Genomic DNA, 20,139 nt, shown 5'->3' on the forward strand with positions numbered 1-20,139 from the left:
GGGCGGCACCGACGGGTGAGGGAACCCGGGACGGACGGGAGGGTGCATGGCGGACCGTCGGGGACGTGGACGGGACGCTCGTGCGCGCACGACCGGCACCGGGCGTGGGCGTGCCGCGGCCAAGCCGCGGACCACGACCGCACGCTCGGCGCGCGCCCCCGCGTCGACGGGCGGCTCCGGTGCGCGGTCGCGGCCGGCCGGACCGCAGGGCGCCCGGCCCCGTCTGACCCGCGCCCGGTCCCGCGCCGGCGAGGTCGTCGCCCGCACGACCGGGCTGCTGGGCCTGTCGTCGACGAAGCGGGCCGCGATCCTGGCCATCGTGGTCTGCGCGCTCGCACTGACCGTCGCGGTGCCGCTGCACAACTTCGTCGCCCAGCGCCAGGAGCTGGCCGACGTCTCCGACCGGCAGCAGGCGCTGGAGGCCGACGTCGCGCGGCTGTCCTCCGACCGCGCCCGGCTCTCGGATCCGGCCGAGGTCGAGGCGCAGGCCCGGTCCCGGCTCGGGATGGTCCAGCCGGGGGAGACCCCCTACGTCGTGCAGTTCCCGGCCCCGCCGGCGCCGGTCGTCGAGGACGGCCAGGCCGAGCCCGGCGTGCCCTGGTTCCACACCCTGTGGAACGACGTCACGGGCGACCCGCGACGATGACGGTGTGAGCAGCACTCGTTCCCGTCCGCCCGGTCTGGAGCCGGGCCCGGTCGCCCAGGCCGACCTCGACGCCGTCGCCGACCAGCTCGGTCGCGCCCCGCGCGGGGTCCTCGCGGTCGCCTACCGCTGCCCGTCCGGGCACCCGGCGGTCGTGCAGACCGCGCCGCGGCTGCCCGACGGCACTCCGTTCCCGACGCTGTACTACCTGACCTGCGCCCGGCTGGCGTCGCGGATCGGGACCCTCGAGGCCGAGGGCCGGATGCGGGAGATGGAGGAGCGGCTGGCCGTCGACGACGAGCTGGCCGCCGCCTACCGTCGCGCCCACGAGACCTACCTCGCCGAGCGCGACGCCATCGAGCCGCTCGCCACGCACCCCGACGTCACGGCCGGGGGGATGCCGGACCGGGTCAAGTGCCTGCACGTGCACGTCGCGCACGCCCTCGCCGCCGGGTCCGGGGTGAACCCGTTCGGCGACGAGGCCCTCGACGAGATCGGGGAGTGGTGGCGGTCCGGACCGCCCTGCCTCTAGATCCCCGGCGTCGCCCGCTCCAGCAGCACCCCGACGCTGTCCTTGCCCGGCCGCGTCCCGGCCGTGCGCAGCGGCCCGTCGGCGTCGAGCCGGGTCGCGTGGAAGACGTCCGCGACGGCCGTCGGGGCGTGGCGCACCAGCAGCGACCCCTGCAGCGCCAGCGCGGCCAGCTCCGCGAGACGGCGGGCCCGGCGCTCCTCCGGCGCGGCCAGCTCGGCGCGCAGCGCGGTGACCGTCGCGTCCAGCCGCGGGTCGGCTCCCGCGGCGAGGTCGATCTCGGCGAGCAGCGCCTCGACGGCGTGCGGCTCGCGGGCGATGGCGCGCAGCGCGTCGAGCGCGGTGACGTTGCCCGAGCCCTCCCAGATCGAGTTCAGCGGCGCCTCCCGGTAGAGCCGGGGCAGGTCGGACTCCTCGACGTAGCCGTTGCCGCCCAGGCACTCCAGCGCCTCGGCGACGACGGTCGAGGTCCGCTTGCACACCAGGTACTTCGACACCGGCAGGGCCAGGCGCAGCAGCGCCGAATCACCCCGGTCGACGGCGCCGGCCAGCCGCAGCGCCAGGACGGTCGCGGCCTCGGTCTCGGCGGCGAGCTCGGCGAGGACCTCCCGCATCAGGGGCTGGTCGGCGAGCCGCGCCCCGAACGCGGACCGGTGCGCGACGTGGTGCGCGGCCTCGGTGACCGCGGCCCGCGCGGTCGCCGCGGAGCCCAGCACGCAGTCCAGCCGGGTCATCGAGACCATCTCGATGATCGTCCGGACGCCGCGGCCCTCGTCGCCGACCCGCCAGCCGACCGCGCCCGCGTACTCGATCTCCGACGACGCGTTGGACCGGTTGCCGAGCTTGTCCTTGAGCCGCTGCAGCCGGATCGCGTTGCGGGTGCCGTCGGGCAGCACCCGGGGCAGGACCAGGCAGGTCAGCCCGCCGGGGGCCTGGGCGAGGGTGAGGAACAGGTCGTTCATCGGGGCGCTGGTGAACCACTTGTGCCCGGTCAGGCGGTAGCTGCCGTCGGGCTGCGGGGTGGCGACGGTGGTGCCGGCGCGGACGTCGGAGCCGCCCTGCTTCTCGGTCATCGACATGCCCGCGAGGAGGCCGTCCTTGCCGGCCGGGACGGCGAGGCCGGGCACATAGCGGCGGGCGGTCAGACCGGGTTCGTAGGCGGCGGCGAGCTCGGGCGCGTGCCGCAGCGCGGGCACCGACGCGTAGGTCATCGAGATCGGGCACAGGTGACCCTGCTCGACCTGCGAGGTGAGGTAGAAGCCCGCCGCGCGGGTGACGTGCGCGCCGGTCCCGGGCTCCTCCGCCCACGGAGCGGCGGCGAGGCCGTGTCCGACGCTGGTGCGCATCAGCGCGTGCCAGGACGGGTGGAACGTGACCTCGTCGACCCGGTGCCCCGTGCGGTCGTGCGTGCGCAGCTCCGGCTCGCAGGCGTTCGCGGAGCGGGCGTGCTCGCGGTGCTCCGCGGTCCCGACGGCCGCGGCCACCGACTCCAGCGCCGCCGCGTCACCGCCCTCCCGCGCGAGCGCCTCGACGACGGCCGGGTCCGCGGAGAGCAGGTCGCCGTCCGAGCGCGGCGGGACCTGGTTGAGGACCTCGTGGGTGCCGAGGTCGGACACCGGGGCCGGGGTGTGCGTCGTCGCCATTACCGGAGGGTAACCCGGACGGGCGGCTCCACCGGCCGATCCCGACTACGGTGAGGCCCGACGGTCGCCGAGAGCAGGGAGTGCCGATGTCGCGGGTCGCCGCCATCGACTGCGGAACCAATTCGATCCGGCTGCTGGTCGCCGACGTGACCGAGGCGTTCGACGGGCAGAAGGAGCTGCGCGACCTGCACCGCGAGATGCGGATCGTGCGGCTGGGCAAGGGCGTCGACGCGACCGGCCGGCTCGACCCGGAGGCGCTGGAGCGGACCCGGGTGGCGCTGGTCGACTACGCCGTCGCCGCCCGCCGCAAGGGAGCCGAGCGGATCCGGATGGTCGCGACGTCGGCGACCCGGGACGCGTCGAACCGCGAGGACTTCTTCGCGATGGTCCGCGACACCCTGGGCGTCGAGGCGGAGATCATCTCCGGCGACGAGGAGGCGCGCCTGTCGTTCGTCGGCGCCGTCGGCGACCTCGACCCCGACGACGGCCCGTTCGTGGTGACCGACGTCGGCGGCGGGTCCACCGAGGTCGTCGTGGGGGAGCTGCGCGACGGGGTCGCCGTGGTGACCGCGGCGAAGTCGGTCGACATGGGGTCGGTGCGGCTGACCGAGCGCTGCCTGCCCTCGGACCCGCCGTCGGACGCCGAGATCGACTCCGCGCGTGCGGTCGCCGCCGAGGTGCTGGCCGAGGCGTTCGCATCGGTGCCGCTCGAGACCGCGACGACCTGGGTCGGGGTGGCCGGGACGATCACCTCGCTGTCCGGGATCGCCCAGGAGCTGCCCGCCTACGACCGCGAGCAGGTGCACGGCTCGACGCTGACCCGCGAGGACCTGCACCGGGTCGCCGACCTGCTGATCCGGTCGTCGCGGGCGGAGCGGGAGAAGCACGGTTCGCTGCACCCGGGCCGCGTCGACGTCATCGGTGCCGGGGCGCTGGTCGTGCAGGCCCTGGCCGACGAGCTGCATGCGCGCGCCGGGATCGACCGGGTCGTCGTCTCCGAGCACGACATCCTCGACGGGATCGCGCGATCGATCGCATGAACCTGGCGGTCCTGGACCAGCGGATCTCCGAGTGCCGGGCCTGTCCGCGGCTGGTCGAGTGGCGCGAGCAGGTGGCCCGGGACAAGCGGGCCGCGTTCCGCGACGAGACCTACTGGGGACGCCCGGTGCCCGGCTTCGGCCCGCCCGACGCGCGGATGCTGATCGTCGGGCTGGCTCCCGCCGCGCACGGCGCCAACCGGACCGGGCGCATGTTCACCGGCGACCGCAGCGGCGACGTGCTCTACGCCGCGCTGCACGCCGTCGGACTGGCCTCGCAGCCGACCGCCTCCCACATCGGCGACGGCCTGGAGCTCCACGGGGTCCGGATCACCGCGCCCGTGCACTGCGCACCGCCGGCGAACAAGCCGACCCCGGCGGAGCGCGACGCCTGCCGGAACTGGTTGGAGCAGGAGCTCGACCTGCTCGCGCCGACGGTCCGCGGGGTCATGGTGCTCGGCGGCTTCGGGTGGCAGGCGCTGCTGCCGGTGCTCGCCGGGGCGGGGTGGACGGTCCCGCGGCCGGCCCCGAAGTTCGGGCACGGGGCGTCGGTGACGCTGGCCCCGGCCCGGCCCGACCGGGAGCCGCTGGAGCTGTTCGGCTGCTACCACGTGAGCCAGCAGAACACCTTCACCGGCCGGCTGACCCCGGCCATGGTCGAGCAGGTCCTGGCGGACACCGCGCTGGCCGCGGGATTGTCGCCGATCCGACGATGAACGTCGTCGCCGCTGCCGCCGCCGAGATGCAGCTCAGCGGGGTTCCGGTACGGGGCGCCGCCCGCTGAGCTGCATCTCGGCGGGCGTCCCGGTCCCGGGGCTCAGCCGGTGGTGAAGCGGTGCAGGCGCATCGCGTCCTGCATGGCGGGGAGGTGTCCGGCCGCCGACAACAGCGGGCGCAGCCACACCCGCGGCTCACGCAGGGACACCTCGTCGTAGATCGAGATGTCGTCGCGCTCGGTCAGCGACGGGTGCCGGTGCGCGAACTCCGCGGGACTCCACGACCACCGGAACTCGGTACCGACGGCGCGGAACGTCGGCGTCCACCGCGAGGCACGCACCGTCCACGGGGCGACGGCGTCGAACGCCAGCGTCGCCGCGGGGGTTCCGGCCACGACCCGGTCGACGGTGGCGTGCACGGCCTCGGCCGGGACGTACATGAACAGCCCCTCGGCGACGACGAGCGTCGGCAGCGTCGGGTCGACGGCGGGCCACCAGTCGTCGTCGGTGACGGAGCCGGAGACCTGCTCGATGCTGTCGGGGAGGTCGTAGAGCCGGCGTCGGACCTCCATCACCTCGGGCTGGTCGACGTCGACCCAGCGGCACGTCGAGGGCACCCCGACCCGCAACGGCCTGCTGTCCAGCCCGCAGCCCAGGTGCAGGACCTGCCCGGCGGGCTCGGCGGAGAGGAACTCCCGTGTCCAGCCGTCGAGGATCGCGGCGCGGCACACGATGGTCGAGACGTCTCCGGTGAACTGCCAGAGGCCGTGGACGTCGTGGTCGATGCGGTCCCAGACGGGCTCCGCCCACGGGTCGCCCAGGATCGGGCGGCGGGACCGGGCGTCCAGGCGTCGCATGTAGAGGGTCATCAGCAGGGTCGCCGCGGCGCCCCGGAGGTCGACCTTCTCGGTGCTCGGCATGAGTCCTTCCCGCCCTGGCTACGCTGTCGCGGCGCCCCCGTAGCCCAACGGCAGAGGCAGGCCCCTTAAAAGGGTCACCGGTGTGGGTTCGACTCCCACCGGGGGCACCCGTTCCGACCGCGACGTTACGCCCCTGACCAGCGTGTTCGCCCGTCGAGGCCGTGAGGCGGCCGTCCGGCTGTGACCGGCGGGAACCGGTGCCCACCGGGTGGCTGTGTCGAATACGTGTCGAAGTATCTGCCACGGCCGGGCTCCCCGAAGCATCGGCGATCCGCTGGCGGGCCGCGTCCTCCTGGCCGGAGATGCACGTGGCGTGGATCTGCAGCTGGACGACGACGCCGTGCCCGGCCCGCTCGGCGACCGGCGTCGACGGGGCCGACCGCGTCGAGCCGTGTCGGCACGGCGGTGCGCCGGGGACCGTACGGACGCCGAGTCAGCGGTGGGTCCACCTCGTCGCGGCTCGTGCGTGCCCGGTCCGCACTACTCCGGCGAACACCGCCGCCAGGACCAGGGGCGGGGCGGGAGTGTGTCCGGGAGGTCGGAGGTGTCGCTCCACCGCTCGCCCTGTAACGCAGGCCGGCGCCTTCCCGACCCCCGGTCGGACGTGTCACCGACCTGGACGACAACTCGGCACGACGGAGAGCGCGGAATCTGCTTCAGGCCGACCTGGCGGCGCCGGGAATCCGGTGGCGGATCTGAACAGGGAGAACCGATGACCGGGACGCTGTCGGTCGTGATGGGGGGAGCGGGTGTCGTTCTCCTGCTGGTCGGGCTGATAGGTGGTGGTTTCACGTTCTCGGGTTCCGTCATGCCGACGGTGGGGCGCGGTCCGCGAGTGGCCTGTTTCGCCGTCGGCTCGGTTCTTCTCCTGCTGGCGCTCGTCCTCGGTCTGGCCGACATCGGTTCGAAGATTCCCCAAGCAGAACCTCGGTCGAGCTATCCCGGGCCTCCTCCGGAGCCGAGCGTGTCGGCCGCGCCCGCTCCGTTCGTCGCGAGCGTTCTCGTTCCGGCCGGACACGGTGCTCTCATCTATTCGGATCCGTTGTCGACCGCGCCGACCGTGGGGCAGGTCAACTCCGGTGTATCGATCAACCTCTTCTGCAGCGTGCAGGGTGAGTACGTCGTGAACTCACAGAACGTCGGAAGCACGCTCTGGTACCGCACGGAGACCGGATACGTTCCGGACGTCAATCTGAACACCGGGACGAATCAGTCCGTCACCGTGGCGTGTCAGTGATTCCCGGAGGGGTGGTGCATGCCCGCTCGTGACCCTCGAGGCGGGACGGCGAGCCGGTCGGCCCCGGCGGACCGACTGTCCGTGGCGCCGGCCGCAGGGGTGGTGCCTGCGGTGTCGCCACGGCTTCGCCGTCGATGATTCCCCGGCCCCGTGCCGGTCTCCCTCGTTGTCCAGGTCGGCCGACCCGTGGACATCCGTCCGACAAGGAGAACCCGATGAGCGATCCCGTCGCCTCCCAGGCCCTCGACCACACGTTCACCGCCACGCTCGAGAAGAGCGACGCACCGGGCGGGTGGGTCTACCTGCGCACCGACTGGTCGGCCGAGTTCTTCGGCACCCGCGGACCGGTCAAGGTCCGGGGCACGATCGACGGCCACCCGTTCCGGAGTTCCTTCATGGCGCTCGGCGACGGGACGCACAAGCTGCCCGTGACCGCTGCGGTGCGGACGACGATCGGCAAGCAGACCGGGGACACCGTCACCGTCCATCTCGACGAGCGCCTGGGCCGTCACTGACCTCCGTCCTCGCCACGCTCGGTGCGGTGGTCGCGGCGTTCGTGCTCGGCAGCGTCCCCCACGCCGTACCCAGGTCCCGGCCGGCGGGCCTCCTCCCGGCCGGCGCCGGGCCCTGCCGCTCGGCGGGCGCGACCGTGGTCGTGGAGCTGGTCCGCGACCTCGTTCTCGCCGTCGTTCCCGGCGTGTTCGTCGCGATCGGCTTCCGAGCGCCCGGCAGGGTCACGGGCTCCACCCTCATCCGGGCGGATCCGCGTGGAAGTGCACGGCGAAGGCGACGACGTCGTCGTGGGTGTTCTCGGGCAGCGACTCCATCGCCGCGGTGACGACGGCCTCCGGTCCGTCGTCGCGGACACCGTCGAGGAGCGCGACCAGAGCCCGGGTCGTCTCGTCGATGTCGGAACCGGGGCGCTCCACCAGTCCGTCGCTGTAGAGGAACAGCGTCGATCCCGGTTCCACGACCAGCTCGTGGTCGGTGCGCGTGAGCCCGTCGGTGATCGCGAAACCGAACAGGGCGTCGTGGTCGGCCAGGAGCTCGGTCCGGCCGTCGGGCCGCAGCAGGAGGGGAGCGGGGTGCCCCGCGTTGGTCCAGCGCACCACCCACGGGGCGCCCGGCGGGCGGTGCATGTGGGCCACCACCGCGGTGCCCGCGGCGCCCGGGCCGATCCCCCGGTTGGCGGCTTCGAAGGCGCCGAAGACCGCCGTCGGAGGCCCCGCCGAGTGGTCCCACGCCGCTTGGCGCAGCATCCACCGGACCTGCCCCATGAGCGTGACCGCCGGGAGGTCGTGCCCGATCACATCACCGACCGAGACGGCCACCGCCTGACCGTCCCGGTCGCGGGCACCGCGAAGCGCGATCGCGTCGTACCAGTCGCCCCCCACGTTCAGGCGTGAGTCCGCGGGCCGGTAGCGGGCGGCCATCGACAACCCGTCGATGGCGGGGAGGACGGTCAGCATGGCCGCCTGCAGCTCGCGGACGACCTGTTGCTGCCACTGCTCGACCAGGTCGCGGCGCCCGGCCTCGATACCGGCGTCGTACCGGGCCAGCCGCAGCCGGAGCTCGGCCGAACAGGAGCGGGCGATGTCGTGCAGCGTGGCGAGGTCGTCGTCGGACCAGTCGCGCGGTCGCCCGTCGATCGCGCACAGCGAGCCGAGGACCCTGCCCCGCTCGTCGGTCAGGGGGACACCCGCATAGGCGACGACGCCGAGATCCGGGATCGCGAGGTTGTCCCACACGAGCGGATGCGCGCGGGCGTCGCGGATCACCAACGGCTGCGCCGACGCGACGACGTGCTGGCAGAACGAATGCGTCAGCGGCGTCGCCCGCTCGGCGGCAGCTGGCTCCGGCAGGCCGACCATCCCCGGGAAGACCTGTCGGTCGACCTGGACCAGCGACACCAGCGCCGTCGGCACACCGAGCGCGCGGCGCACCCAGTCCGCGATGCGGTCCATCTCGGGGTCGGCCGCCGGACCGAGCCCGGTCCTGGCCAGCGCCAGCAGCCGCGCCCGGTCGCACACGGCCCGCTCGGCGTCCGGGTACCCGCCCGCGTGGGTCGGCCCGCCGACGACCGCCTCGCCCACAACCGCCTCCTGGCCCACGTGGTCGGCCGGTCCACGACCCGGCGGACCGACCCCCGCCCGCGAGATCGGTGCGGGGCCCTCCGATGGCACAGCGTAGGACGGCCGGGTCCGTCACGCGCACGGTCTCCCGCTCCAGCCGCGACGACCGGTCCGGCGTCGACGGGGCGAGCAGCTCGTCGAGGACGCGGTGCTGCTCGGCCGGTCCGGCCACGACGGTGTCCACGATGCGCTCCTTTGCGGACGTCGGCCCGTGCCGGACCGCGCCCCGCCTCGACGACGAACCGGCCCCGGACGACGCCGGCCGGCAGCCGGACCCCGCGTCGACCGACGCTTCTATGTCTGTCAAGACCTCAGGTAGGGATCATGGTTGCGGCGAGGGTTCTGTAGAGCTCACGGGTGATGTAGCGCTTGAGGCAGCGGCGGATCTCGCGGGGGGACTTGCCTTCGGCGGTGCGCCGCTCGACGTAGGCGCGGGTGCGCTCGCAGCAGCGCATCCTGGTGAGGGCGATGGTGTGGACGGCGCGGTTGAGCGCCCGGTCACCGCCGCGGTTGAGCCGGTGTCGCTTGGTGCGTCCGCTGCTTGCCTCGAGTGGGCTGGTGCCGGCGAGCGCGGCGAACGCGGCGTCGTTGCGGCACCGGCCGGGGTGGGAGAAGGACACGATCGCCTGGGCGGCGCTGACCGGGCCGACACCGCGGCGCTCGGTCAGCCCGGGGACGAGGTCATCGACGATGGCGTGGAGCTGGGCGCGGTTGGCGTTGAGCGCGCGGGCGCCCTCGCGGACCGCGACCGCGAGACGGCGCAGCTCACCGTGGCGCACGGCCTGGGCCCGGTCGGCATCTCGGGGGCTCCTGCGCCTGGCCAGCCCGGCCAGAACGGTGTCGGTGAGCCTGGCGCGGGCGGCGCGTCGGTCGGTGTCGTCACCGCCGAGCAGCAGCGCGCGGAGCCGGTTGGTCTGCGCGGTGTGGCTGCTGGTGAGGTCGTGGCGGGCGCCGAGCAGGATCCGCAGCGCCTCGCGATCGCCGTCGGCGCGCGGGGTCGGGAGCTGGTCGGCGTTGAGCTGTAGCGCGGTCAGCACCGCCAGGTGCGCGTCGATCGGGTCGGATTTGCCTTTGCCCCGGCGGGCTTTGCGGTTGGGCTGTTCGCACTCGATGACTGTCAGTCCGGCTGCGGCCACAGCGCGGGCCAGTCCGAGTCCGTAGCTGCGGGTTCCTTCGATCGACACGGCCAGTCGTGGGCCGGGCGAGTGGTCGACGATCCAGGCGAGCAGCTCGGCGTAGCCGGTGCTGTCGTTGCTGATCTGGCAGGTGGCGACCGGGGTCCCGGTCGGGAGGGCGATCTCCACCTCGTGGGTGTCGCGGTGGGTGTCGACACCGACGACGGCGTCGACCATTTCTGCCAGCATGGGCACCGGCTCGGTCCTTCCTGCAGGGAGCGGGTCACGGGTCGGCACCGGCCTGGGTGGAGTCACCGAGTGGCACATCTGTGACGGGTCACGCCGCAGGGCGGACAGGCTTCTGATCAGGCCAACCTGGTGGGCCAGGCCGGTGCCGGCAACCACAGCGGACACGTCGGCACGAAGGCACACCGAAGCGGCCAGATGAGTTCGGAGTCACGCTGGGTCACCGGCACCGATCCTGGTGGTCCTCCTCCCAGGAGCACCGATACGACACTCACAGATGAGTTCCGCCGCCCCCTGCGGTCCACCGTCGTGACGCGGTCCGCGTGTTCACCGAGGAGGCCCCATGCCCCGCACCCGGGTGCACAACCTGTTCATCTCGCTCGACGGCTACGCCGCCGGCGACCACGTGGCCCTCGACGCCCCGATCGGCGACGCCGGACGGCTCTTCGCCGGGTTCGACGGGCGGTTCATCCACGGGATCGGCGGGGTGGAGGCCCCCGTCACCCTGGACCGCGCCCTGACCAGCACGTGGGCCCAGGGCATCGGAGCCGAGATCATGGGGCGGCGCAAGTTCGGCCCGCAGACCGGCCCCTGGACCGACGACGGCTGGCGGGGCTGGTGGGACGACGAGCCCCCGTTCCACACCCCGGTGTTCGTCATGACCCACCACCCGCGGCCGCCGATCGAGTTCGCGAACGGGACGAGCTTCCACTTCGTCGACGGGTCGGCGCAGGAGGTGCTGACGGTCGCGCAGGAAGCCGCGGGCGACCTCGACGTGCGACTCGGTGGGGGACCCTCGACGATCCGGCAGTTCCTCGACGCCGACCTCGTCGACGTCATGCACGTGGTGATCCTGCCGATCGTCCTGGGGCGTGGGGTGTCCCCGTGGGAGGGACTGACCGGCGTCGAGGACCGGTTCACGGTCGAGTCGGTCGCCTCGACGAGTGGGCGCATCCACCAGTTCTGGAACCGGAAGGTCTGACACCCGTGGGTTTCCTCAGCTACTCCATGAGCATGTCCCTCGACGGCTTCGTCGAGGACCCCGCCGGCAGCATCGCCTTCGGCGACCCCGACGAGGAGGTGCACCGCCTGTCCAACGACCAGACCCGGGCGACGTCGGTGTTCCTGTTCGGCCGCAACCTCTACGACGTCATGGAGGACTTCTGGACCGCCCCCGAGCGGGCCGACGGCCACCCGGTGGAGGCGGAGTTCGCGCAGCTCTACACCGCGATCCCGCGGGTGGTGTTCTCCGACTCGCTGACCTCCGTCGCGCCCGGGTGCCGTCTCGTCCGCCGCGCCGACGCCCTGGAGGAGGTGGCCCGGCTGAAGGAGGAGACCGACGGCGAGCTGGCCGTGGGCGGGCCCGGGCTGGCCGCGTCGCTGCTGGATCTGATCGACGAGTTCCGCCCGCGGGTGGTGCCGGTCGTCCTCGGCGGCGGGAAGCGGTACCTGCCGCTCGGCGCGGACCTGCGGCTGCGGCTGGTGGAGCAGCGCGTGTTCGACGGCGGGACCGTGCACCTGCGTTACCAGCGCGTCCGCTGACCCGGAGCATCGCGTGGTACGCCGACCTGCGCCGCCGCCGTCGCCCCGGACCGCACACCGGGACCGTCGACGGCGCCGGGCACCTCGTGCCCGTCGGGCGGCCGGAGGCGTTCGCCGAAGGACGCACCCGCCGGGGCGCCCGCGGCGCGTGGGCGTCAGGCGTCGCCGACCGAGGAGATGGCATAGCGCCGCACGTCCGCGCCCAGGATCCGGGCCGCGGTGTCCCCGTCCGGCCCGGAGCCGCGGAACGCGAGCAGCTCCTCCTCCGACGCCCAGCGCTCGAAGACGTTCACCCGCGCCGGGTCCAGGGTGTCCGCGGTCAGGGCGAAGTCCAGACAGCCCGGCGCCGAGCGCGCGAGCGCGACCGCCCGCGTCCCCTCGGCGACGAGGGCGTCCCGGTCGGCAGGGTCGGTGAGCAGGTGGCCCGCGACGATCAGCATGCAGGAGAGACCGCAGCGCGGCCCCGGACTCATCGGTCGCGCAGCGCGTCGTCCAGCGCGGTGATCAGCGCGGCGACGCGGCTGCGCCCGGCCGCCGCGCGCGGGTAGCGGCACAGGACGTCGACCAGCTCCGGTGTCGCGCGCCGCCGGGCACGGTCGAGCTGCGCGTCGCCGCTGCGGGGCGCGTCGCCGTCGGCCAGCTCGACGGCGTGCGCGGCGTGGGCGGCCGCGCGCAGGATGTGCCCGACCTGGGTGGCCTTCGCCAGTGGGTGCAGGTAGGCGGACGCGGCGGCGTCGGCGGCGGCCAGCGCGGCGTGCCTGCCGGCTGGGGTGTGGGCGTCCTTCGCCGCCCGCGCCGCGTCGACGGCGGTCACCCGCTGCAGCCGTGACCGCTCGGCGCCGTCGGCGAAGGCCCACGCCGCGGCGAGCGCCGCGCAGGGTCGGCCGTCGTCGGGCGCGTCGAACAGGGGGAGGGCCTCGGCGGCGCACTCCGCGGCGAACCGGGTCACGACCCGCAGGTCGGCCATGGTGAGGGTGATGTCCCCCGGTCCGATCCGTGCCATCGCCGCACCTTCCCGTACCGCGCGCACCTCCGCCAGGACGGGCTCGTGCCGACGACGGTGGAACCGGGCTGCGCATGACCGGCCGCCACCACGAGATCCACCTCGGCGACCCCGCCGGACGGCCCCGGAGAAGCTGCGCACGCCCTGCGCCGGCCCGTCACCGACGCGTGATCACCGGTCGGGGAGCGGCGCGTACGCGAGGCGGTCGTCGCGCTCCACGACCGGTGATCACGGGCGCTCAGGCCGGGCGGTACCGGTAGCGCGCCAGGTAGAGGCAGTACCCGACGATCCCGGCGACCAGCAGCGCCAGCACCACCCAGAGCGGTCCGACCGGCAGCCGTGGCGGATCGGTGCGGGTGGCGTACACCGCCGTCACCGGGACCACGGTGAGCAGGAACAGGGTCGCGCCGAAGGTCCGGCCCATGTCCTCGGCGAGCATGCGACGCAGCCGCCCGATCCGCTGCGGCGCCGTCCAGTAGTCGCGGTGCGGCACCGACACCCGCGCCAGCGAGCCGGTCGCGACGAGGCGGTAGAGCCCGGCACCGGTCCCGGCGACGAGCAGCCCGAACAGCGTGCCGAGCGTCAGGAACCAGGCGCGGCTGCCGAACGCGGTCGGCGCGCCCGTGGGGTCGAAGTGCAGCGGCACCCCGTGCTCGGGGAGCTCACCGGCCGCCCACACCAGGGCGAACGCGTAGAACACCGAACCGGCGAGGAGCGGGAACCAGGGGCGCACCGCCCGGATCATTCCGGGTCGCCGGCCGGTCCGCGCGCCGTGGCGGGGGCGAGCCGGTCGAGCATCGCGGTCAGGGTCCGCCGGGCGCGGTCGACGGGGGCGCCGTGCAGCGCGACCTCCGCGCTGAGCCCCCCGGTCAGGGCGAGCAGGGCGTGCGCGTCGGTGTCGGGGTCGGCCGATCCGGCGTCGGCGACGACCCGGACGGCGAGCGCGCGGATCTCGTCGTCGCCGTCGGTGAGGATCGCCCGCGCGCGCTCGTCGACCTCGCGGGTGGCGAAGGCGGCATGGATGCGCAGCGCGTCGCGGGTCCGCGGGTGCTCGCCGAGCAGCTCGTCGAGGATCGTCGCGAGGACGGTCCGGTCGCCGCCGCCCACTGCCCGGGCCCTGGCCTCGATCCGCTCCTCCATTCGCCGGTGCGACCGGTCCAGGGCGTGCAGCAGCAGTGCGTCCTTGCTGGCGAAGTAGTGCTGGACGCGGCCCATCGAGATGCCGGCCTCGGCTGCGACCGAGCGCAGCGAGACCGCCTCGGTGCCCGACCGTGCGACGAGCGCGAGCACGGCGTCGGCGATCTCGGAGCGTCGGGTGTCGTGGTCGACGGAGCGGGGCACGACGCCACCGTAGCAATGCGGTCGCATTGACAACTCGCGCCGCGCTCTGTTGCAATGCGAGTGCATTGCAATCTGGAGAGGGCATGTGAAGACGGCACAGAACGTCGCCGGGTTCCTCGGGGTGGTCCTCGGCGTGATCCCGCTGCTGCAGTACCTGGTCACCGGCCGGATCGGCCTGTGGTCCTTCGTGGTCGGCGACGCGCCGCCGCTGCCGTGGGCCTACCCCGCGGTCCTGCTCGTGGTCACCGCGGTCGTGGTCGTGGTGGCCGACCGGCGGGAGAAGGCGGGCTGACCCGGTCAGTCCTGCCGCGGCGAGCCGTAGCGCAGCAGGTTGTTGTCCGGGTCGTGGTGCGCGCCCTCGCGCAGCCCGTAGGAGGTGTCGACCGGCGCCACCTCGCGGCCGCCGGGCACGGCGGACCAGCGGGTGTGGAGCGCGTCCGCGTCGTCGACGTGCAGGTAGGCGCAACCCGCGGTGCGGGCCGGGTCGTGGTCGGGCAGCACCGAGACGTGCAGCTCGACGCCGCCGAGGACGGCGAAGCCGTAACCGTCGTCGTAGCGCTCGACGGTGAACCCGAGCGCCCGGTAGTGGTCCAGCCACCGGTCGAGATCGGTGGTGGCGAAGACCGGGGCGACCGAGCGCAGCGTGGACACCGAGGCAGTCTGCCCGCATGCTCGCCGCCGTGACCAGACGCCACGACGAGCTGAACCGGGCACTCGTGCACGGGATGCGTCCGGTCGTCGTCGAGCTCGCCGATCCCGACCCGGCCTGGCCCGCCGCCTTCGACGCGGCGGCGGCCCGGCTCCGTGCGGCGCTGGGGAGCGGGCCCACCGGATCGAGCACATCGGATCCACCGCGGTGCCGGGGCTCGCGGCGAAGCCGGTGATCGACGTCGTCGTGGCGCTCGACGATCCCGACGACGAGACGGCCTACCTGCCCGACCTGCTCGCCGACGGCTACGACCTGCGGGTCCGCGAGCCCGGGCACCGCTGCCTGCGCGGCGCCGTCGGCCGGGCCGGCGGCCCGCCCCGGCCCTGACCCGCCGGATCAGCCGCCGGGACGCTCCGCCCGCTCGGTGAGCATCCGCTCGGTCGCCGCCCGGACCTCGTCGACGCCGATCTCCTCGACGCCGTCGGCGGTCACCGTGATCAGGTTCGGGAAGATCGCCCGGGTGAGGTCGGGGCCCGCGGTGGCGGTGTCGTCGTCGGCGGCGTCCCACAGCGCGTTGACCGCGAGCGCGATCGCGCCGGCCCGGTCGACGCCCGGATCGTGCCGCTTCTTCAGCGACGCCTCGGCGAACTGCGAGCCGGACCCGATGCCGACGTAGCCGGACCGGGCGCGCTTGATGCTGCCGGTCGGGTCGTAGGTGACGATGCGGACCGGGTCGGGGTCGGTCGGGTCGTAGCCGACGAACAGCGGCAGCGCGACGAAGCCCTGCATCGCCGCGCCCAGGTTCTCCCGCACGATGCTCGACAGCCTGCGGACCTTGCCGTCCTGGCTGATCGGCGCGCCCTCGACCTTCTCGTACTGCTCCACCTCGGCCGCGAACATCGTCAGCATCTGCAGCGCGTGCCCGACCGACCCGGCGAACCCGGCGGCGGAGGTGTCGTCGATGCCGACGACCTTCACCAGGTCCTTCTGGGCGATGAGGTTGCCGGAGGTGGCGCGCCGGTCACCGGCGAGCAGCACGCCGTCGGCCCAGGTCAGGGCGATGATCGTGGTGCCGTGCGGGACGTCCAGGTCGGCGGGGACCCGCTGGGCCGGGTCGCGCGGGAGGTGCGAGGGCAGCAGCTCCGGGGCGTGGGCACGCAGCTGCTCGAGGAACGAGGGTCCGGTCATGAGGGGGAGCGGGCTCCTTCGCACTGCGGGGCGGGGACGGGTCCGATCCTTCCCGTCCGCGGCGCCCCGGTCCACCCGCGGTGCCATGGCACACTCAGGGCGGTGAGCGCACGGAGCCGGGCCGAGTCCTTCTGCACACGCCACGGGCTGCGGGTGCCCGTCCTGGAGGCCCCGATGGCCGGGGCCTGCCCACCGGAGCTGGCGGCCGCGGTGGCCGCGGCGGGCGGCATGGGTGCCGCGGGCGTCGTGAACGACACCCCGGAGGCGATCGCCGACTGGGCCGCCCGCTTCCGCGCGCTCGCCGGGACCGCGCCGTTCCAGCTCAACCTGTGGATCCCCGACCCGCCCGCCGACGACGACGTGGGCCTGCAGACCGCCTACCTCGACACCCTGGGCGGCACACCCGCACCGGCCGGCGGCCCCGGACCGTCGTTCTCCGACCAGCTCGCCGCCGTCCTGGCCGCCCGGCCCGCGGTCGTCTCGACGATCATGGGCCTGTTCACGGCCGAGCAGGTCGCCGCGGTGCACGGTGCGGGCTGCGCCTGGTTCGCGACGGTCACGACCCGCGCCGAGGCCCTCGCGGCGGAGCGGGCGGGGGCGGACGCCGTCGTCGTGCAGGGCATGGAGGCCGGCGGGCACCGCGGGACCACCGACCCCGCCGACGCCGAGGCCGTCTCGGTCGGGCTGCTCGCGCTCGTCCCGTGGGTGGCCGACGCCGTCGGTGTCCCGGTGGTCGCCGCCGGCGCGATCGGCGACGGCCGGGCCCTGGCCGCCGCGCTCACCCTCGGCGCGAGCGCGGTGCAGGTGGGGACGGCGCTGCTGCGCTGCCCCGAGGCCGGGATCGACGACGGCTGGTCCGCGCGGCTCGACGGCCTCGACCCCACCGGCACGACGACGACCCGTGCCTACACCGGCCGGCTGGCCCGCGGCATCGCCACCGACTACGTCCGCGCCTGGACCGTGCCGGGCGCCCCGGCCCCGGCGCCCTACCCCCATCAGCGACGCCTGGTGGCCCGCTACCGCGCGGGCGAGCCCGGCGCGGTCGACCGGGTCAACCACTGGGCCGGGCAGGCCGCCGGACGTGCGACGACCGACCCGGCGTCCGAGGTCGTCGCCCGGCTGTGGCGCGAGGCGGACCCGCTGCTGCCGTGAGCCCGGCTCAGTCGCGGAAGGGGTCGACCATGTCGTCGAACTCGCCCTTCTTGGCACCGTCGACGAATGCGGAGATCTCGGCCGGGGTGTAGACGAGCACCGGGCCGTCGGGGTCGCGGGCGTTGCGGACCGCGACCTGGCCGTCGTCCAGGACGGCGAACTCCACGTTCTGCCCGTCGGCGGTCCCGCCGGCCGGGCGGCGCCACGTCACGGGGCCGAGATCTGCTGCGCGCGTGCCGTTCGGGTGGGGCATGGGGACCTCCGGGTGTGTCCGCTGCGTCCGTTTGACTGCGGAGAGTGTCGAAAGACTGTGCAAGCGATCTTGCATCCGCACGTGTCATCCGTGACGATGGAATCACCGACACGCTGAGGGGGCCCGTGAATGCGCCGGTCGACGCACGGATCTGCCGCCGGGTGGCTGTCGTCGTGACCGCCGGACGGATGAACGAGGCCGGCGGACCCGATGTCCTGACGGTGACGTCCGTTCTCGACGGTCGTGCACACAAGGTGACCGACTCGGAACTCTGCGCACCGCACTCGATGCGGACCGGCCGGTATGCGGCCCTGTGTGGCCACCTGGTGTCCCCGGCCCCGCTGATCGACGTCGCCGGGACCCCGTGCGGCCGCTGCGTGGAGCTCGACCCGACGCCACCGGCGGAGGTGACGTCGCGGCGCCCCGCCCGCCGGCGCGGCTGGGGCCTGCGCCGGGTACTGCCGGCCTGAGTCGTCCGGTACCGGAGCGGGACCCGTCAGCGGGCGAGCCGCTCCGGGTCGGTCTGCTCGTGGCGGCGCAGCGGTCCCCGGGTGCGCCGCTCCAGGTAGCGGCGGCCCGAGCGGGTCAGCTTGCTGAGGGTGTTGGGGCCGCGGCGGCGCTCGACGGCGTCGCCGATCTTGCCCAGGAGCCAGGCCAGCAGCGGTGCACCGACCGCCAGGAGCAGCCATACGCGCAGGTGCCGGGAGAGCAGGGCCCACATGTCCGGACCGTCCTTTCACTGGGGGCGACGGAGGTGTCGTCGCCGGAGGCGCCGACAGTAGTGCGGCCCGCCCGGGTGCGCCCGCTGCGAGGTGACGGCCCGTGACCGACCCGCCACGGGATCGTTGTACGACGCGAGGGTGGGTCCGGCTGCCCCCGGCCGGGCGCCCGCTTCTGCGAGGAGGTACGCCCGTGTTCGTTCCGGGTCCCGGCAGCGTGGTGGTCGTCGCCGTCGCGCTGCTCGTCGTCGTCGCCGCCCTGGTCAGTCCCGCGGGCCGCCGTGCCGCGGTGGCCGCGCTCGGCTCGGTCGGACGCTGGCCCGCGCTGATCCGCGCGGAGATGCGGGGTGACGCGCCGCTGTCCGACGCGCGTGCCGACACCGCCGACGACCGTCGCTTCGACACCACGCCCGAGATGCCGGCGGTGCGTGCCGAACCGCTGCCGCCGACGTCGACGTTCCCGCAGGTGAGACACCCGGGGCGGTGATCATCGCCCGTCGTGGGAGACGGGGCTGACGCCGGAGGCCCCGGACGCGGTAAATTTTCTTTTACCAGCGGGAACCCCCGGCGCTCCCTCGGCGTTGCACACGTGTGAGGGCCTGCCAGAGGTGGGCCCCGCACACGTCCGTCGAGGAGGATCCAGGTGCGCTCCACGAGCAACCCGGCGTTCCGCAACCTGCCCACACAGCAGCAGGGCGGCTACGCCACGTTCGACCGCTCGGGTGGCGGCATGATGGGCGGGGGCGCCGCCATGGCCGGCTCCCAGTCGTCCTACGTCGACCCGACCCAGGCCACGCAGGACACGGGCCGGCCGATCACGGTCGACGACGTCGTCCAGAAGACCGCCATCAGCGGCGGACTCGCGCTCGTCGCGGGCTTCCTGACCGCCATGTCGGGGCTCTACATCCTGGCGCTGCCCGCGTTCGTCGTCGGGCTCGTCGTCTCCCTGATCGTCATCTTCAAGCAGAAGCCCAGCGCCCCGCTGACGCTGACCTACTCGATCGCGATGGGTGTCGCGCTCGGCGGCATCACCGGGCCGATCAACCAGCTCTACCCGGGCATCGCCTTCCAGGCGCTCATCGGCACCGCCGGTGTGTTCTTCGGGATGCTGGTCGTCTACAAGACCGGTGCCGTCCGGGTGACCCCGCGGTTCACCAAGTGGATGATGGGCGCGCTGATCGGCGTCGTCGTCCTCATGCTGGCGAACCTGGTCGCGAGCTTCTTCATGGAGGGTGGCTTCGGCCTCCGTGACGGCGGCCCGCTGGCCATCCTGTTCTCGGTCGTCGTGATCGGTGTGGCGGCGTTCAGCCTGCTGCTCGACTTCGACGCCGCGGACAACGCGGTCAAGGCCGGCGTCCCGGCGAAGTACTCCTGGTACATCGCGTTCGGTCTGATGACCACGCTGGTCTGGCTCTACATCGAGATCCTGCGCCTGCTGAGCTACCTGCGCCAGGACTGACCGGTCACCCACGACCCGGCCCGTGAGGGCCGGGTGCGGCCGGAATCGCCCCCTCCGGTCGCGCGCGCCGCGGACACCCCCGGGTGTCCGCGGCGTCGTCGTGTCCGGGGGTGGCCCGGCGGGACCGGGAGTCGTAGCGTCGGTGTCGTGCCCGGGAACGACCCGGTCGTCACCGGGATCGCCATCCTCCTGGGGATCGCGTTCGGGCCCGCGGTGCTGGTGGGGCTGCTGGTGCGCCTGCCCCGCCTGGTGCGCTGGGTCGCCGCGCGGCACCGCCGCCCGGCTCCGCCCCGTCCGATCGGGCCGCCGCTGGAACGGCTCGTCGCCGACCTGCGCCGCCTCGACCGGCTGCGCCGCGGGCCGCAGCCGGCCACCCGGGTCCGGCGCCTGGCGCTGCTGGCCGCCTACGACGACGTCCTGCTCGACGTCTGCCGGGCCGTCGGCGTCGAGGACCCGCCGCTGCGCGCCCACGTCGAGGCGGGCGGGACCCAGGGCGCGCTCGACGCCGACCGGGAGCTCGCCCGGCTGCGGACCGAGGCCGAGATCGAGGCGACCGGCGTGCGCATCGACCCGCCCGGCCACGCCGCCTGACCCCGTGACGCCGACGGGCCGGCC

Annotated in this window: 28 protein-coding genes and 1 tRNA gene; 17 read left to right on the top strand and 12 right to left on the bottom strand. The window is 74.3% G+C overall.

Annotated elements, in window-relative coordinates; genetic code table 11:
- Positions 1-46: 46 nt before the first annotated feature.
- Positions 47-646: an FtsB family cell division protein gene (locus ZF1_RS04645; RefSeq protein ID WP_073577652.1), complete on the top strand. Its 600-nt coding sequence runs from the start codon at positions 47-49 to the stop codon at positions 644-646.
- Between the two features lie 4 nt (positions 647-650).
- Positions 651-1,175 (top strand): DUF501 domain-containing protein, encoded by a 525-nt coding sequence (locus ZF1_RS04650; protein WP_062400304.1) that lies wholly within the window; start codon positions 651-653, stop codon positions 1,173-1,175.
- On the opposite strand, the gene ZF1_RS04655 is transcribed toward ZF1_RS04650, so the two are convergent.
- A complete protein-coding gene (locus tag ZF1_RS04655; protein ID WP_482636576.1) occupies positions 1,172-2,815 on the bottom strand; it encodes an acyl-CoA dehydrogenase family protein in 1,644 nt (547 codons plus the stop codon). The genes ZF1_RS04650 and ZF1_RS04655 overlap by 4 nt on opposite strands.
- An 86-nt stretch (positions 2,816-2,901) precedes the next feature.
- Here ZF1_RS04655 and ZF1_RS04660 point away from each other — a divergent pair, with 86 nt between their 5' ends.
- A complete protein-coding gene (locus ZF1_RS04660) occupies positions 2,902-3,855 on the top strand; it encodes a Ppx/GppA phosphatase family protein (RefSeq protein ID WP_251785847.1) in 954 nt (317 codons plus the stop codon).
- Positions 3,852-4,568, top strand: a complete 717-nt coding sequence (locus tag ZF1_RS04665; RefSeq protein ID WP_482636577.1) for a uracil-DNA glycosylase — start codon at positions 3,852-3,854, stop codon at positions 4,566-4,568. The genes ZF1_RS04660 and ZF1_RS04665 overlap by 4 nt, the downstream gene beginning before the upstream one ends.
- A gap of 101 nt (positions 4,569-4,669) precedes the next feature.
- Here ZF1_RS04665 and ZF1_RS04670 read toward each other — a convergent pair whose 3' ends face one another.
- Positions 4,670-5,488, bottom strand: a complete 819-nt coding sequence (locus ZF1_RS04670) for a class I SAM-dependent methyltransferase (protein WP_482636578.1) — start codon at positions 5,486-5,488, stop codon at positions 4,670-4,672.
- 33 nt (positions 5,489-5,521) lie between these two features.
- Here ZF1_RS04670 and ZF1_RS04675 point away from each other — a divergent pair.
- The 3 genes from ZF1_RS04675 (at position 5,522) to ZF1_RS04685 (ending at position 7,240) form a co-directional block, all read left to right on the top strand.
- Positions 5,522-5,595 (top strand) — tRNA-Leu (locus ZF1_RS04675).
- 605 nt (positions 5,596-6,200) lie between these two features.
- The gene (locus ZF1_RS04680) at positions 6,201-6,725 is read left to right on the top strand and encodes a hypothetical protein (RefSeq protein ID WP_482636579.1); all 525 of its coding nucleotides are present in this window, start codon (positions 6,201-6,203) and stop codon (positions 6,723-6,725) included.
- 215 nt (positions 6,726-6,940) lie between these two features.
- On the top strand, positions 6,941-7,240 hold the full coding sequence (locus ZF1_RS04685) for a DUF1905 domain-containing protein (RefSeq protein ID WP_346108009.1): 300 nt from the start codon (positions 6,941-6,943) through the stop codon (positions 7,238-7,240).
- Positions 7,241-7,474: 234 nt separating this feature from the next.
- Here the strand turns inward: ZF1_RS04685 and ZF1_RS04690 are convergent, their stop codons facing one another.
- On the bottom strand, positions 7,475-8,818 hold the full coding sequence (locus ZF1_RS04690; protein ID WP_482636580.1) for a PP2C family protein-serine/threonine phosphatase: 1,344 nt from the start codon (positions 8,816-8,818) through the stop codon (positions 7,475-7,477).
- Positions 8,819-9,168: 350 nt separating this feature from the next.
- Positions 9,169-10,221, bottom strand: coding sequence for an IS110 family RNA-guided transposase (locus ZF1_RS04695; protein WP_345647661.1), 1,053 nt, complete (start codon positions 10,219-10,221; stop codon positions 9,169-9,171).
- Between the two features lie 340 nt (positions 10,222-10,561).
- On the opposite strand from ZF1_RS04695, the gene ZF1_RS04700 reads away from it, so the two are divergent.
- Both ZF1_RS04700 and ZF1_RS04705 read left to right on the top strand, forming a co-directional pair.
- Positions 10,562-11,200 (top strand): dihydrofolate reductase family protein, encoded by a 639-nt coding sequence (locus ZF1_RS04700; protein WP_482636581.1) that lies wholly within the window; start codon positions 10,562-10,564, stop codon positions 11,198-11,200.
- Between the two features lie 5 nt (positions 11,201-11,205).
- A complete protein-coding gene (locus tag ZF1_RS04705; protein ID WP_208818806.1) occupies positions 11,206-11,760 on the top strand; it encodes a dihydrofolate reductase family protein in 555 nt (184 codons plus the stop codon).
- A gap of 155 nt (positions 11,761-11,915) precedes the next feature.
- Here ZF1_RS04705 and ZF1_RS04710 read toward each other — a convergent pair whose 3' ends face one another.
- The 4 genes from ZF1_RS04710 to ZF1_RS04725 all read right to left on the bottom strand — a co-directional run bounded on the left by ZF1_RS04710 (position 11,916) and on the right by ZF1_RS04725 (position 14,104).
- Positions 11,916-12,200 (bottom strand): putative quinol monooxygenase, encoded by a 285-nt coding sequence (locus ZF1_RS04710; protein WP_208818807.1) that lies wholly within the window; start codon positions 12,198-12,200, stop codon positions 11,916-11,918.
- A 29-nt stretch (positions 12,201-12,229) separates the two neighbouring features.
- Positions 12,230-12,763, bottom strand: a complete 534-nt coding sequence (locus ZF1_RS04715; RefSeq protein WP_482636582.1) for a putative immunity protein — start codon at positions 12,761-12,763, stop codon at positions 12,230-12,232.
- A gap of 238 nt (positions 12,764-13,001) precedes the next feature.
- The gene (locus ZF1_RS04720; protein WP_405419318.1) at positions 13,002-13,496 is read right to left on the bottom strand and encodes a hypothetical protein; all 495 of its coding nucleotides are present in this window, start codon (positions 13,494-13,496) and stop codon (positions 13,002-13,004) included.
- 8 nt (positions 13,497-13,504) lie between these two features.
- Positions 13,505-14,104: a TetR/AcrR family transcriptional regulator gene (locus ZF1_RS04725; RefSeq protein WP_405419316.1), complete on the bottom strand. Its 600-nt coding sequence runs from the start codon at positions 14,102-14,104 to the stop codon at positions 13,505-13,507.
- An 85-nt stretch (positions 14,105-14,189) separates the two neighbouring features.
- On the opposite strand from ZF1_RS04725, the gene ZF1_RS04730 reads away from it, so the two are divergent.
- Entirely contained in the window at positions 14,190-14,396 is a 207-nt protein-coding gene (locus ZF1_RS04730; RefSeq protein WP_208818810.1) for a hypothetical protein, read from the top strand.
- A 5-nt stretch (positions 14,397-14,401) separates the two neighbouring features.
- On the opposite strand, the gene ZF1_RS04735 is transcribed toward ZF1_RS04730, so the two are convergent.
- Positions 14,402-14,755 (bottom strand): bleomycin resistance protein, encoded by a 354-nt coding sequence (locus ZF1_RS04735; RefSeq protein WP_224403517.1) that lies wholly within the window; start codon positions 14,753-14,755, stop codon positions 14,402-14,404.
- Positions 14,756-14,784: 29 nt separating this feature from the next.
- Between ZF1_RS04735 and ZF1_RS04740 the strand changes: the two genes are divergently transcribed.
- Complete coding sequence (locus ZF1_RS04740; RefSeq protein WP_482636583.1) at positions 14,785-14,988, top strand: hypothetical protein; 204 nt, start codon at positions 14,785-14,787, stop codon at positions 14,986-14,988.
- Complete coding sequence (locus ZF1_RS04745; protein ID WP_482636584.1) at positions 14,985-15,140, top strand: hypothetical protein; 156 nt, start codon at positions 14,985-14,987, stop codon at positions 15,138-15,140. The genes ZF1_RS04740 and ZF1_RS04745 overlap by 4 nt, the downstream gene beginning before the upstream one ends.
- Before the next feature lie 9 nt (positions 15,141-15,149).
- On the opposite strand, the gene prcB is transcribed toward ZF1_RS04745, so the two are convergent.
- Entirely contained in the window at positions 15,150-15,941 is a 792-nt protein-coding gene (gene prcB, locus ZF1_RS04750) for a proteasome subunit beta (RefSeq protein WP_482636585.1), read from the bottom strand.
- A 102-nt stretch (positions 15,942-16,043) separates the two neighbouring features.
- Here prcB and ZF1_RS04755 point away from each other — a divergent pair, with 102 nt between their 5' ends.
- Positions 16,044-17,093, top strand: a complete 1,050-nt coding sequence (locus tag ZF1_RS04755; protein ID WP_482636586.1) for an NAD(P)H-dependent flavin oxidoreductase — start codon at positions 16,044-16,046, stop codon at positions 17,091-17,093.
- Positions 17,094-17,100: 7 nt separating this feature from the next.
- Here the strand turns inward: ZF1_RS04755 and ZF1_RS04760 are convergent, their stop codons facing one another.
- On the bottom strand, positions 17,101-17,346 hold the full coding sequence (locus tag ZF1_RS04760) for a DUF397 domain-containing protein (RefSeq protein ID WP_482636587.1): 246 nt from the start codon (positions 17,344-17,346) through the stop codon (positions 17,101-17,103).
- 254 nt (positions 17,347-17,600) lie between these two features.
- Here ZF1_RS04760 and ZF1_RS04765 point away from each other — a divergent pair, with 254 nt between their 5' ends.
- Positions 17,601-17,816: a hypothetical protein gene (locus tag ZF1_RS04765; RefSeq protein ID WP_482636588.1), complete on the top strand. Its 216-nt coding sequence runs from the start codon at positions 17,601-17,603 to the stop codon at positions 17,814-17,816.
- A gap of 26 nt (positions 17,817-17,842) precedes the next feature.
- Here ZF1_RS04765 and ZF1_RS04770 read toward each other — a convergent pair whose 3' ends face one another.
- The gene (locus ZF1_RS04770) at positions 17,843-18,067 is read right to left on the bottom strand and encodes a hypothetical protein (RefSeq protein ID WP_062400338.1); all 225 of its coding nucleotides are present in this window, start codon (positions 18,065-18,067) and stop codon (positions 17,843-17,845) included.
- A 191-nt stretch (positions 18,068-18,258) separates the two neighbouring features.
- On the opposite strand from ZF1_RS04770, the gene ZF1_RS04775 reads away from it, so the two are divergent.
- The 3 genes from ZF1_RS04775 to ZF1_RS04785 all read left to right on the top strand — a co-directional run bounded on the left by ZF1_RS04775 (position 18,259) and on the right by ZF1_RS04785 (position 20,115).
- Positions 18,259-18,552, top strand: a complete 294-nt coding sequence (locus ZF1_RS04775) for a hypothetical protein (protein ID WP_482636589.1) — start codon at positions 18,259-18,261, stop codon at positions 18,550-18,552.
- A gap of 156 nt (positions 18,553-18,708) precedes the next feature.
- A complete protein-coding gene (locus ZF1_RS04780) occupies positions 18,709-19,524 on the top strand; it encodes a Bax inhibitor-1/YccA family protein (protein ID WP_224403511.1) in 816 nt (271 codons plus the stop codon).
- Positions 19,525-19,671: 147 nt separating this feature from the next.
- Entirely contained in the window at positions 19,672-20,115 is a 444-nt protein-coding gene (locus tag ZF1_RS04785; protein WP_208818816.1) for a hypothetical protein, read from the top strand.
- Positions 20,116-20,139 lie beyond the last annotated feature (24 nt).

The sequence above is a fragment of the Pseudonocardia sp. ZF1 genome (genome assembly GCF_056835605.1).

Bases quoted from the DNA above. Each gene is read 5' to 3' on its own strand.
- ZF1_RS04645 (WP_073577652.1), top strand. From the start codon at position 47: ATGGCGGACCGTCGGGGACGTGGACGGGACGCTCGTGCGCGCACGACC.
- ZF1_RS04655 (WP_482636576.1), bottom strand. From the start codon at position 2,815: ATGGCGACGACGCACACCCCGGCCCCGGTGTCCGACCTCGGCACCCAC.
- ZF1_RS04660 (WP_251785847.1), top strand. From the start codon at position 2,902: ATGTCGCGGGTCGCCGCCATCGACTGCGGAACCAATTCGATCCGGCTG.
- ZF1_RS04665 (WP_482636577.1), top strand. From the start codon at position 3,852: ATGAACCTGGCGGTCCTGGACCAGCGGATCTCCGAGTGCCGGGCCTGT.
- ZF1_RS04670 (WP_482636578.1), bottom strand. From the start codon at position 5,488: ATGCCGAGCACCGAGAAGGTCGACCTCCGGGGCGCCGCGGCGACCCTG.
- ZF1_RS04680 (WP_482636579.1), top strand. From the start codon at position 6,201: ATGACCGGGACGCTGTCGGTCGTGATGGGGGGAGCGGGTGTCGTTCTC.
- ZF1_RS04685 (WP_346108009.1), top strand. From the start codon at position 6,941: ATGAGCGATCCCGTCGCCTCCCAGGCCCTCGACCACACGTTCACCGCC.
- ZF1_RS04695 (WP_345647661.1), bottom strand. From the start codon at position 10,221: ATGCTGGCAGAAATGGTCGACGCCGTCGTCGGTGTCGACACCCACCGC.
- ZF1_RS04700 (WP_482636581.1), top strand. From the start codon at position 10,562: ATGCCCCGCACCCGGGTGCACAACCTGTTCATCTCGCTCGACGGCTAC.
- ZF1_RS04710 (WP_208818807.1), bottom strand. From the start codon at position 12,200: ATGCTGATCGTCGCGGGCCACCTGCTCACCGACCCTGCCGACCGGGAC.
- ZF1_RS04715 (WP_482636582.1), bottom strand. From the start codon at position 12,763: ATGGCACGGATCGGACCGGGGGACATCACCCTCACCATGGCCGACCTG.
- prcB (WP_482636585.1), bottom strand. From the start codon at position 15,941: ATGACCGGACCCTCGTTCCTCGAGCAGCTGCGTGCCCACGCCCCGGAG.
- ZF1_RS04760 (WP_482636587.1), bottom strand. From the start codon at position 17,346: ATGCCCCACCCGAACGGCACGCGCGCAGCAGATCTCGGCCCCGTGACG.
- ZF1_RS04770 (WP_062400338.1), bottom strand. From the start codon at position 18,067: ATGTGGGCCCTGCTCTCCCGGCACCTGCGCGTATGGCTGCTCCTGGCG.